We start from the raw sequence: 12,099 nt of genomic DNA, 5'->3' as shown, positions 1-12,099 counted from the left end.
GACCTGCGCCAGCTCGGCCTGGTCGACGGGCAGGGGCGGGCGGCCGCCTGGACCGGCGACGGCTGCACGGCGGCGGCCGGCCACCGCACCGGAGCGGGCTACGCCGTGCAGGGCAACATGCTCGCCGGGCCGGGTGTGGTCGACGCCATGGCGGCGGCCTTCGAGGACGCCGCAAGCGACCTCGACGAGCGGCTGATGCGCGCCCTGGAGGCCGGCGACGCGGCCGGCGGCGACCGGCGCGGCAAGCAGTCGGCGGCGCTCAAGATCGTCGCCGGCGAGGATTACCCGCTCCTTGACCTGCGGGTCGACGAGCACGCCGAGCCCGTCGCCGAGCTGCGCCGCGTGCTCGCGGTCGCCCGCCGGCAGCTCGTACCGTTTGTGGCTGGCATGCCCCGGAAGGATGGCCCGGCCGGCGCCCTGCCGGACGACGTCGTGGCGATGCTGCTCAAGCCCCCCGCCGAGCGGCCGGGCGCTGCTGGCGATGCAGCCCCCGACCTCCTGCGCGACGTCGTCGGACTGCGCCAGGAGCCCCAGCGGGTCGCGCACCTGCTGGCCCAGTTCGCGCCGGTGCTGGCCGAGATCGCGCAGCTCCGCGACCTCGACCTCGCGGACATCCATCCGCCGGTCGTCTTCGATCCGACCTTGCCGTACCGCCGGGTGCCCCATGACGACCGCCGCGACTGACGCCCTCTGGCAAGCGCCGATCACCGAGCTCGCCCGGCGGATCGCGGCGCGGGAGCTGTCGAGCGCCGAGCTCGTCGGCGCCAGCCTCGACCGGATCGCGCGCCTCGACGGCGCCCTGAACAGCTTCGTCCACCTCTCACCCGCGGCCCTCGATTCCGCGCGCGCCGCCGATGCCGAGATCGCCCGGACGGGTTCGCGCGGGCCGCTGCACGGCATCCCGATCGCCATCAAGGACAACTACACCACGGCCGACATGCCGACCCGGGCCGGCACGGCGGTGGAGGCCCTGACCTTCCCGGCGGCCGACAGCCACGCCGTGGCGAGACTGCGGTCGGCCGGCGCGGTGATCCTCGGCAAGCTGCGCATGCACGAATTCGCCTGGGGCATGGTCACGCCACCGACCCGCAATCCCTGGGACCTCGACCGGGTGCCGGGCGGCTCCAGCGGCGGCTCCGGCGCCGCGGTCGCGGCCCGCCTCTGCCCGGCCGCCCTCGGCTCGGACACGGGCGGCTCGACCCGGATCCCGGCCGCCCTGTGCGGGGTCGTCGGCCTCAAGCCGACCTACGGCCGGGTCGGCCGGTCGGGGATCGTGCCGCATTCCTGGTCCCTCGACCATGCCGGGCCGCTGACCCGCACGGTCGCCGATGCCGCCCTGATGTTGCAGGCCCTCGCCGGCCCGGATGCCGGCGATCCCGCGGCCAGCGCGGCGCCGGTGCCCGACTACACGGCCGGGCTTGACCGGCCGATCCGAGGCCTGCGGGTCGCGGTGATCCGCAACCACTTCTTCGACGCGGTCGACGACGACGTCGCCGCCGCAATCGAGGCGGCGCTCCGCTTCCTCGCCGACCGGGGCTGTACCCTCCGCGACGTCGCGGTGCCGTCCCTGCGCCACGGCCTCGGCGCCATCTACGCCATCGAACTCGCCTCCTCGACCGCCTATCACGACCGCAGCCTCGCCCGGGGCCACGTGGCGGGCTTCGCCGCCGACGTCCGCGACCTCGTGGAGATGGGCCGGTTCGTGACCGGGCCGGACTACCTGCGGGCCGAGCAGGTGCGGGCTCTGATCATGGACGAGATGGCCGCCATCCTGGCGGAGGCCGACGTGATCGTCGGCCCGGCCTCGCCGCTGACCGCGTGGCGGACGGACGAGACGGCGGTGTCACTCGGCGGGCGCGCGGAGAGCGTGCTGGCGGCCTCCTGGCGCCTGACCTACCCGTTCAACCTCACGGGCCTGCCCGCCATCGCGCTGCCCTGCGGCTTCGACCGGCGCGGCCTGCCAATCAGCCTCCAGATCGCCGGCCGGCCCTTCGCCGAAGCCGAGATCCTGCGCGTGGCTCACCAGTACGAGCGGGCGCACGATTGGTGGCGCCGGATGCCGCCCCTAGCCGGCTGACGCAGCGGGCCGGTCCTGCGCAGCTGAACCGGCCCATTGCGTTCGGTTGCACGCAACCAATACGGCCTCTCATCGCAAAAATGCGTGCGCTCTACAGAGCGATGCGTGTGGAACCCTTTTCCCGCGGTTGCCGTTGCTAGGTTCGATTGAAGTCAGGAGGCTACCAATGCGCAATATCATTCTCTCGGGTGCCCTGTTCGCAGCCCTGTGCGGCGCTGCGAGCGCCGAGGAGACCACCGTCGTGCGCCGCGACGGACCCGCCGTCGTCGACCACCACGATACCGTCGTCGAGAAGCGTGCGGTTACCACCGGCACCGTCGATTGCGGCTCCAAGACCGTCCACAAGGAGGACGGCATGGGCAACTCCAAGACCGTCCACAAGGAAGGCTGCAACTGAGCCTCCACGGCCCGCAGCGCTCTGACGACCTTGGAGACATCAGCATGACGAACAAGCTCCTTCTCTCGCTGGCGACGGCCGGCCTCTTCGCCCTTCCGCTGGCCGCTCAGGCGCAGGGTACCCTGCGGGGCGCAACCGAGGGCGCGGCGGTCGGCGCCGATGCGGCGGGCCCGGTGGGCGGCATCGTCGGCGGTGCGGTCGGCGCGGCCACCGGCACGGTGGGCGGCATCCTCGGGGTCGACGACCGTCCCCGGTTCCGCAGCTACGTCCGCGAGCGCGGCACGCGCTCCTACAGCTGGGGCGGCCCTGTCCGGGTCGGCACCGTGCTGCCCGAGGACAGCGTGACCTACTACGACGTGCCCACCGAGTACCGGGTGCGTCCGGGCTACCGCTACACCATCGTGAACGACCAGCCGGTGCTGGTCGATCGCGGCCACCGCATCGTCGAAGTCATCGACTGATCGGGCGGGCGCCGGGTTCCCGGCGCTCCGTCAGGCAGGACGGCCCGTCCGGCATCGCCGCGGCGGGCCGTCTCGCGTGTGCCGTGCGCTGCGCGGGAAGAATGGGCGAAGCGCGACGGCTCCCTCTCCCGAGCGGGAGAGGGGACCCGCGCCCGGTCCTGAAGCCGCGTTGCCGGCACGGATGGGTGGATCCGACGGCCCGCACGGGACAGGTGGCTCGGCCCCCCGGATCTGACGGACAGGCCGGCCGTGAGCGTGCAGCCGGTCGCGGCATGCGGATCGGCCTTACCCCCGCGTGAGCACCGACCCCGGCAGGTTCAGGGTGATCCGGTACGTCGAGGCGTCGTGGCTGCGCGTCACGGTCGCTTCGAGCTGCCGCAGGGACATCTCCACCAGCAACGTGCCGAAACCGCGGCCCGGTCGCGGCTCGGCCACGCGGGCCATGCGCTCGCACCACGTCAGCACCAGCCCGTCCTCCTGCCGCTCCCAGGTCACGGACAGCGATCCGTCGTCGGCGCCGAGCGAGCCGTACTTCACCGCGTTCGTGGCCCATTCGTGCAGGATCATGGCCAGCGACGACACGTGCCGCCAGTCGATGGCCACCAGGGGGCCCTCGATCACCGTGGGGACGTGGTCGCGGTACGGACGCAGGGTCGCGCCGATGAGACCCGCGAGATCGCTCATTCCCTGGCCGTCGATGGGATCGGCCAGGGAATGTGCCCGGCCCAGGGCCGAGATGCGGTCGCGCATGTCCGAGGCGAAGACGCCGATCTCCCGATGCGTGCGGGCGCCCGCCGAGATCATGCCGCCGATGATCGCGAACAGGTTCTTCACCCGGTGGTTCATCTCCCGCAGCATCAGATCGCGGGTCTCGGCCAGGGCGTATTCGGGCGAGACGTCGATGCAGACGCCGACGATCCGGGTCCGGTCGCCGCTCCGGGGCGGGCGCCCGTAGCTCCGGATGTGCCGGAGCGTGTGATCGGCAGCGCGGACGCGGATGCGCGCCTCGAACTCGTTCAGCCCATGCGCGACCTCGGCGAGCGCCGCCTCCAGGGCAGGGCGATCCTCGGGCACCACGCCGGCCGCCAGGGCCGCGGTGGCGTGCGGCGTGTCGGGGGCGAGCCCGAACATCGTGCCGGCCGTGCTGTCGACCACGATGGTCCCGGCCGTGGGGTTGTACTCCCAGACCCCGATGCCCCCCGCCTTGACGGCGAGCCCCAGCCGCTCCCGCTCCGCAGCGAGCTGTCGCTCCAGCCGCAGCGCCTCGGTGATGTCGGTCAGCACGAGGGTGGCGCCATCGACGCTGCCGTTCTGCAAGCGGTAGGGCAGCACCCGCAGGGATAGGGTCCGGTCCCCGTCCCGGGTGGCGACGCGCCGCTGGATCACGCTGCCGCCGGCGCAGATCTCCTGGGCGTCGTGGAGGTATTCGTCGCCGGCCAGCTGGCTGGCGACGTCGGCGAGGGGGCGCCCGCGATCCCCCGGCTTCAGCGGGAAGATCGCCGTGGCCGCCGCGGTGAAGCTGCGCACCTTCAGCGCCCGGTCCAGCACCACGACGGCGAGATCGGTGGATTCGAAGAAGTTGCGCAGATCGGCATTGGCGACGGTGAGCTGCTCGATCTTGGACTTCAACTCATCGTTGACCGTGGACAGCTCCTCGTTGGTCGACTGGAGCTCCTCGTTCATCGACATCATTTCTTCGTTAGAACTCTTCAGTTCCTCGTTCGTCGTCTCCAATTCCTCGACGGTGGAGCGAAGCTTGTAGCGCGTGCGCAGCAGCTCCTCCTCCAGCGCCTCGACGGGGTCGCCGCTCGCGTCCAGCTCGACGAGGTCGAGGTCGCCCGCCGGCTGGAATGCGCCGGTGTCGCGCAGGACGAGAAGCATCGAGCCGTCCGGCAGGGGGTCGCAGATGAGTTCGACCCGCTGCACGCCGTATTCCGAGCGGATCTCCACGTCGCGGACGACCACGCGCTGGCGCGCGTCCCGGGTCTGGCGCAGCAGCGGGCCGAGCACGTCGCGCAGGCCCGGGCGGGCCAGGGTGATCGCGCTGCTGCCCCCGGTCCGCGTGACCGGGAAATCGAAGTAGCGGCTCAGGCGCCCGTAGGCGGCGATGATCCCGCCGTCCTCGTTGAGCACCATGCTGGGCGGGGCGTAGCGGTCCATGACACGGCGCACCGCGACGGTCTCGTCGGCGATCGACGGCTGGCCCCGGCGCTCCTCGCGGCTGTCACGCCGTGCCTCGCCGCGCCGGGCGCTCCCGGGCAGGTCGATCGGGTAGTGCGGCGCGCCCGGCGGCCGCTCGAACAGGCGGGCCTGCTGGTCGATGACCGGGAAGAGGTGCTCGAACCGGCTGACGCTCTCCGAGGGGCCGAGGAACAGGTACCCGCCCGGGCGGACCGCGTAGTGGAACAGCGGCACCACCGATTGCTGGAGGCGCTCGTCGAAGTAGATGAGCAGGTTCCGGCAGGACAGGAGATCGACCCGCGAGAACGGCGGATCCTTGACCAGGCTGTGGCTGGAGAAGCGGATCAGGTCGCGGATCGGGGCCGCGATGGTGAAGCGCTCCGCGTGGGGGACGAGGTAGCGCTCCCCGCAGATGGGCCGGGATGTCGGCCAGCGCGGCGGCCGGGTAGGTCGCCTCCCGGGCGATCTGCAGCATGCGCTCGTCGATGTCGGTGGCGAAGATCTGGACCGCGAGGGGCAGGCCGAGGCGGTGGGCAGCGTCGGCGAACAGCATGGCGACGCTGTAGGCCTCCTCGCCGCTGGAGCAGCCCGGGATCCAGACCCGGATGTCCTCGTCGGGATTGCGGGTGCGGAGCAGGGGCTCGACGGCCCGCTCGCGGAGGACCTCGAACAGCTCAGCGTCGCGGAAGAAGCGGGTGACGTTGATGAGCAGGTCGCGGAACAGCGCCTCGCACTCGGCCTTGTCGGCCCGGACGCGGCCGAGATAGGCCCGGCCGGATTCGAGCCCGAGGACGTGCATGCGCCGCTCGACCCGCCGGACCAGGGTGGTCCGCTTGTAGCCGGAAAAGTCGTGGCCGACCGCCGCGCGGATCACCCGGCAGAGGTCTTCGACATTGTCGGCGACCAAGCCGGCCTCTTCGTTCCCGGGGTCGCTGCCGCGGCGGCGGAAGAACGCCGTGAGGCAGTCCACGATCTCCCCTGGCGGCTGCACGAAATCGACGAGGCCGGTCCCGACGGCGGAGAGCGGCATGCCGTCGTAGCGCGCCGTGTCCGGCTGCTGCGCCACGCAGACGCCGCCGTGCTCCTTGATGGCCCGCAGGCCCGTCGTCCCGTCGGCGCCCGTCCCCGAGAGGATCACGCAGGCGGCGTTGACCTGCTGGTCGACGGCGAGCGACAGGAAAAAATCGTCGATGGGCCGGCGCAGACCCCGGGGCTGCACGAACTGCGTGAGTTCGAGGACGCCGTTCTGGATCGCCAGGCCCCGCCCGGGCGGGATGATGTAGACCGTGTCGCCCGCGATCCGCTCGCCGCCCTCGCACTGGAGCACCGCCAGCCCGGTGTGCCGGTCGAGGAGCTGCGCCAGCATGCTCTCGTGGTTGGGGTCGAGGTGCTGGACGATGACGAAGGCCATGCCGGTGGGTGGCCGGGCGCGCGCCAGCATCTCGCGCAGGGCCTCGAGCCCGCCCGCCGATGCGCCGATGCCCACCACCGGACCCGCGAAGGGGGCGGCCGTCACCGGCCCGGCACCGTCCCGGATCTCGGCGGCGGCAGCGGCGCCGGCCGCGTCAAGGAAATCCTGGTGCGTCGAGATGCGCGAGCGTGAGCTTGGCCTGCGCGACGGTGGCGACCGTGTTGGCGATCGTCATCAGGGACCCCTCGATGACGAGCCCACTCTCCGCGAGCGTCGGGGTCAGACGAGACAGGGTCCGACCCAGTTCCGCATCGTAGGCGGAAAGCAATGCGGGTTGCGAGCGGCTGACGTCGAATTGCGATGCGAAAAGAAAGCGCACCTCGCCCGTCAGGGCCTTCAGTTTGGACATGTACAGCAGATTGACGAACGGCGTCCCGTCCTTGCGGAAGTTCACGATCGGCGTGCGCACCGTGTCCCGCCGCTCGCTCTCGAGGAAAGCGCGGATCTTGGCCCGCGCCTCCCGGTTGTCGGCGTCGCGCTGGAGGAGGCGGCAATTGCGTCCGATCACCTCGGCGCCCGCATACCCGGTGAGCCGGTGGAACCGCTCGTTCACCAGCAGCAGGTCGTGGTCGCCCGTCGCGGCGGCGAGCGCCAGGGCGATGTGCGAGCCCTCGAAGAAGGCCCTGAGTTCGGCCGGGATGGTCTGCGTGTCCACGGTCGCTTCCCCCGTCGGCCTCCGCGCGGCGACGCCCTGCGTGACGCCGCCGCCGTCATGGTCGCCCCGGATCCGTATGGCAATCGCCTGGCCACCCGGCCCTGGTCGCCCGTCGCCTGCCGGCGGGACGCAGGCCTCAGCCCTCGTCGCCGATGATGCCGCGGATGCGCGTGGCCAGCGCCTCCAGGGCGAAGGGCTTGGTCATCACCTGCATGCCGGGGCCGAGATGACCGTGGTTGAGCGCGGCGTTCTCCGCGTAGCCGGTGATGAACAGCACCTTCAGGCCCGGGCGGTGCTCGCGACCCGCATCGGCCATCTGGCGGCCGTTCATGCCGCCGGGCAGGCCGACATCGGTGATGAGCATGTCGATGCGCACGTCCGACTGAAGCACCTTCAGGCCCGAGGCGGCGTCCGCGGCCTCGATGGCGGCGTAGCCGAGATCTTCGAGCACCTCGGTCACCAGCATCCGCACGGTGGGCTCGTCGTCCACCACCAGGACCGTCTCGCCCTGCTCGGCGCGGGGGGCGTGGGCAAGGTCGGGCAGACTCACCTCCGCCTCCGCCTCGCCGAGATGGCGGGGCAGGTAGAGGCATACCATCGTGCCCTGGCCGACTTCCGAATAGATCCGCACCTGCCCGCCGGACTGCTTGGCGAAGCCGTAGAGCATCGAGAGCCCGAGTCCCGTGCCCTCGCCGATCGGCTTGGTGGTGAAGAACGGGTCGAAGGCCTTGGCGGCCACCTCGGGGGTCATGCCGGTGCCGTTGTCCGAGACGCAGAGCGTCACGTACTGCCCCGGCTCCAGCTCGCGGTCCTGCGCGGCCCTGTGGTCGAGCCAGCGGTTGGCCGTCTCGATGACGATGCGGCCGCCCTCCGGCATGGCGTCGCGGGCGTTGATGCACAGGTTGAGCAGGGCGTTCTCGAGCTGGCTCGGATCGACGAGCGTCGGCCACAGGCCGCCGGCCCCCACCGATTCGATCGCCACGGCGGGGCCGACCGTGCGGCGCACGAGGTCCATCATGCCCTCGACCAGGCGGTTCGCATCGGTCGGCTTCGGATCAAGGGTCTGCCGGCGCGAGAAGGCCAGCAGGCGGTGGGTCAGCGCGGCGGCGCGCCTGGCCGCCCCCTGGGCCGCACCGATGTAGCGGTCGAGGTCCCCGACCCGGCCCTGCAGCATCCGGGTCTGCATCAGCTCCAGCGAGCCGACGATGCCGGCCAGCATGTTGTTGAAGTCGTGGGCGAGGCCGCCCGTCAGCTGCCCGACGGCCTCCATCTTCTGAGACTGGCGCAGGGCCGCCTCGGTCCGCATCAGCTCGGCCGTCCGCGCGGCGACCCGCTGCTCCAGGGTCTCGTTGAGGCTGCGCAGCGCCGCGGTGACACGGTCCCGCTCCGCCTCGACGGCCCTGCGCTCGTCCACGTCGATCAGGACCCCGGGGAAGCTCAAGGGCGTGCCGTCCGGCGCCTGGTCGACGCGGCCGTTCGCCTCCAGCCAGTAATAGTTCCCGTCGGCGCGGCGGACCCGGTACTGGTGGGCGTAGGCGCCGCCCCTGTCGATCGCGGCCGTGATGGCCTCGGCCAGGCCCGCGCGATCGTCCGGATGAACGGTCTCCACCACCTGGGCGAGGCTCAGGCCGTCGCGCCCGAGGGCGGGATCGAGGCCGAAACTGCGGGCGAAGGCCTCGTCCACGGTGAAGCGGTCGCTCGGCAGGTCCCAGTGCCATGTGCCGATGATTGCGCCGGCCGCCAGGGCGAGCTGCACGCGCTGGACGTTGGTCCGGGCCAGGGCCTCGCTGGCGCGCAGCGCATCCTCCGCCTGCCGACGCGCCGTGATGTCCCGGAACAGCACGGAGACCTGGCGCCGGCTCGCCGGCTCGATCCGGGCCGCGGAGACGTCGATGAAGCGGTTCGCCTGGGCGAAGAAGCGCTCGAACCGTATCGGGATACCGGTGCGGAGCACGCCGCCATACAGCTCGAGCCAACCCGCCGCGTCCTCGGCCGGGACGAGGTCGCGCAGGGTCCGTCCGACGATATCCGGGATGCCGGTGTGGCGCTCGTAGCCCGGATTAGCCTCGATGTGGACGTAGTCGCTCAGCGGCCCGTAAGGCCCGTCGAAGAACTCGATGACGCAGAAGCCGTCGTCGATGGCGTCGAACAGCGTCCGGTAGCGCGCCTCGCCAGCACGCAGGGCGTCGCGGGCCTCTTTCTGCTCGGTGACGTCGCGTGCCACCCCGGAGAACCGCACCGGTCGCCCATGGGCGTCGCGCTCGACCTCGCCCTGCCGCGCGATCCAGCGGATCTCGCCGGTATCCGGCCGTCGGATCCGGTACGTGACATCGCGTGGGGGGACGCCGCGGCGGCGGCTCGCCGCCGTCGAGACCAGGGCTTGGTCCTCCGGGAGGATCAGCGCCTCGACGACCTCGGACGGGTAGGTCTCGCGCTCCGGCAGGCCGTAGAGCCGGCAGAATTGCGCGGTCGGGTGCAGGAGGCCGTCCTCGACCCCCACGGTAAACAGGCCGATCCCGCCCGCCTCCTGTGCCCGCAGCAGGCGCGCCTCGGCCGCCTGGAGCGCCAGCCCGGCCGCGTGCAGGTCCGAGCGGTCCCGGAGGATCTTCACGTACCCGACATGGGCACCGGCCCCGTCGCGCAGCGGCATCAGCGCGCCGGACAGGCGCAGGCGCGTCCCGTCGGCCCGCAGGTGCCAGTCCTCGTCCTCGACGCTGCCCTGATCCAGAGCCCTGCGCAGCGCAGCCTCCGGACGGCCCGCCGCCTGGTCCTCGGGGGTGAACAGCGCCGCAAAGGGCCGGCCGCCCATCGCCTGTGCCGTCCAGCCGAGGATGTGCTCGGCGCCGGCGTTCCACGCGGTGATGCGTCCGCCGCGGTCGGTGGTGATGGCGGCGAACCGGGCGCTGCCGTCGTGGACCGGCTGCGCGTGCCCGTCTCCGGCCGGGTCGCCGCCCGAGGCCACCCGCGCGCGGAGCCCGGCGGCTTCCGCCTCAAGCGCGCGGGCGCGCCGCAGGAGCACGTCGGTCCCGACCTCGTCCACGCTCAGGTCCCGGGTGTCGCGAACGGATCCGCCGCCTGTCGTGCGAGCGTGGCCGGGCCGGTCCGCGCGGGGCGGCTTCGGCTGGTCGCGATCGGGACGGCGGCGAGGGCGGGTGAATCGGACACGAGACTGGCGTTTCGACGGCGGCGGGGGAGGGCGCCTTCTGCCGGAAACGGACATGGGGCGCCAAGGGGGGCGCACCATAACGCGCGGAAACCGCTAAGGCTGCGTCGCGGGTGCGCAGGAGGCGAGTCCGGCCCCGATCGTGCCTGCCGCCGATCCGCCGCGGCCTAGCGGGCCTGCCGCCACTTCAGGTAGGCCTGATAGACCTCCTCCTTCCCCGCCGGGCGGTCGGGCTGCGCTTGGAGGAACCGGTCCAGATCCGGCCGGGCGGCGACCTCAGGCTCGCGATGGCGGTCGAGCCAGTCCTGGGCGGGCCGGAAGCGCGTCCAGCCGCTTACGGCCGCGGCGAGATTGACCTCGCGCCACTTCGGGTGCCGCTGCGGGGCCAGGAACTTGTCGAACTGGCCGAAGAACGCCTCGACGAAGCGGACGAGCTTCTCGTAGCGCGGGGATCCCTTCGCGCTGTTGTAGACGCCCAGCACGGTGCCGACCGCCAGGGTCTCGACCGCCTCGCCGCGCACCAGCTTCGGGTAGTCGGCCTGGCTGAGGCTGGCGGGGACGTAGGCCTCGCTGATCGTCTCCGGATAGGGCGCCGGGACGAGGTGGAAGCGATCCTCCGGATCGAAGCCCGCGATGACGGAGACCGGCTTGGCCGCCACCGAGACGACGGCCTGGATCTCGCCCTTGCGGAGCATCGCCAGCGCGGTCGGCTGGTCGACGTTGATCGCCTCCACGCCGATGCCGAGCCCCCGGAACATCGCCCGGCCGCTATAATCGGTGCCGCTGCCCCTGACGTCGAAGCTGACCCGCTTGCCGGCGAGATCGCCGACCGACTTGACCGCGTTCGGCGCCAGGATGTGCAGCTCGTCGTCGAACAGCTTGGCGATGAACTGGATGTGCCGCTCGATCGCCTTGAGACGCTTGTCCTGCCGCAGTTGCTCCAGCGTGTCGGTGCGGACGAACCCCATGTCGACGCCCTTGAGGAAGCGGATGTCGTAGGCGTTCTCCCCCGCGCCCTTGCCGAGGATCGGCAGGATCCGCAGCGCGTCGCCGTCATCCAGCACGAAGGCGAGATCGGCGCCGACGCGGAAATAGGTCCCGCCGGGGGTGCCCGTCACCACCGTGACCGTGCTGGCGTTCATCCGCTCGCCGAGGGCGGCCTCCGTCGCGGAATCGGGGTGCGCGACGGCCGCGTCGGTCGCCCGTGCGGCCGGCCCGGCGGCCAGCGTGGCGAGCCCGAGAAGGGCGACGTAACTGGCAAGCCTCGGCATCTGCGCGTCCCTCGATGATCGCCCGGGCTCAGTGCCCCTTCGCGGCGAGCCGCCGCTCCTCCGCCCGATCCTGGCCGGCGGCCTTCGCGTACAGGCTGCGGGCGCGATCCGGGTCCGGGCGCAGGCCGCGCACCTTCCAGGCGCGCAGCATCGCGGGGTCCCAGGTCTGCGCCAGCAGGAAGGTGGCGTTCGGCGCGCCGCGCGCCTGGGCGCGCTCCAGCAACAGCCGTGCGCCGCTGATGTCCCCCAGGCGGATCAGGCCCCTGGCGCGTTCCACCAGCGGGTCCGGAGCCGTCGCGCCCGCGCGTGCAAGCGCCTGCGCGGGGACCTGCGCGGGGACTTGCGCGGCGATGGCTGGCGATGCCGGGCGGTCGGCCTTCGCCGGGCTCGCGGGTGCAGTACCGGCGGCCGTCTCGCGCGCGA

General features: G+C 72.3%; 8 protein-coding genes and 2 pseudogenes. 4 read left to right on the top strand and 6 right to left on the bottom strand.

From position 1 onward, the window contains the following. The 4 genes from AC1DXK_RS27985 to AC1DXK_RS27970 all read left to right on the top strand — a co-directional run. A partial coding sequence (locus tag AC1DXK_RS27985) for a DUF1028 domain-containing protein (RefSeq protein WP_477299518.1) occupies positions 1–684 on the top strand: 684 nt, incomplete at its 5' end. Next, a complete protein-coding gene (locus AC1DXK_RS27980; protein ID WP_457107497.1) occupies positions 665–2,077 on the top strand; it encodes an amidase in 1,413 nt (470 codons plus the stop codon). The genes AC1DXK_RS27985 and AC1DXK_RS27980, both read left to right, overlap by 20 nt. Before the next feature lie 166 nt (positions 2,078–2,243). Next, on the top strand, positions 2,244–2,474 hold the full coding sequence (locus tag AC1DXK_RS27975) for a hypothetical protein (RefSeq protein WP_457107498.1): 231 nt from the start codon (positions 2,244–2,246) through the stop codon (positions 2,472–2,474). A 44-nt stretch (positions 2,475–2,518) separates the two neighbouring features. Then, entirely contained in the window at positions 2,519–2,935 is a 417-nt protein-coding gene (locus AC1DXK_RS27970; protein WP_457107499.1) for a DUF1236 domain-containing protein, read from the top strand. Between the two features lie 285 nt (positions 2,936–3,220). On the opposite strand, the gene AC1DXK_RS27965 is transcribed toward AC1DXK_RS27970, so the two are convergent. The 6 genes and pseudogenes from AC1DXK_RS27965 to AC1DXK_RS27940 form a co-directional block, all read right to left on the bottom strand. Next, the gene (locus AC1DXK_RS27965; protein WP_477299519.1) at positions 3,221–5,461 is read right to left on the bottom strand and encodes a sensor histidine kinase; all 2,241 of its coding nucleotides are present in this window, start codon (positions 5,459–5,461) and stop codon (positions 3,221–3,223) included. A gap of 121 nt (positions 5,462–5,582) precedes the next feature. Further along, positions 5,583–6,557: pseudogene (locus tag AC1DXK_RS27960) on the bottom strand (chemotaxis protein CheB); the annotation flags it as partial. A gap of 124 nt (positions 6,558–6,681) precedes the next feature. Further along, entirely contained in the window at positions 6,682–7,242 is a 561-nt protein-coding gene (locus AC1DXK_RS27955; protein WP_457107500.1) for a PAS domain-containing protein, read from the bottom strand. Between the two features lie 136 nt (positions 7,243–7,378). Next, positions 7,379–10,282, bottom strand: a complete 2,904-nt coding sequence (locus AC1DXK_RS27950) for a PAS domain-containing hybrid sensor histidine kinase/response regulator (RefSeq protein ID WP_477299517.1) — start codon at positions 10,280–10,282, stop codon at positions 7,379–7,381. Between the two features lie 290 nt (positions 10,283–10,572). Next, positions 10,573–11,676: a TAXI family TRAP transporter solute-binding subunit gene (locus AC1DXK_RS27945; RefSeq protein ID WP_457107502.1), complete on the bottom strand. Its 1,104-nt coding sequence runs from the start codon at positions 11,674–11,676 to the stop codon at positions 10,573–10,575. Between the two features lie 28 nt (positions 11,677–11,704). Then, positions 11,705–12,099 (bottom strand): annotated as a pseudogene (locus tag AC1DXK_RS27940) (hypothetical protein); the annotation flags it as partial.

The sequence above is a fragment of the Methylobacterium sp. P3_A11 genome, assembly GCF_056403155.1.
Note: the sequence above shows the minus strand (reverse complement) of the source record. Positions and strands in the feature narration are given on the sequence as shown.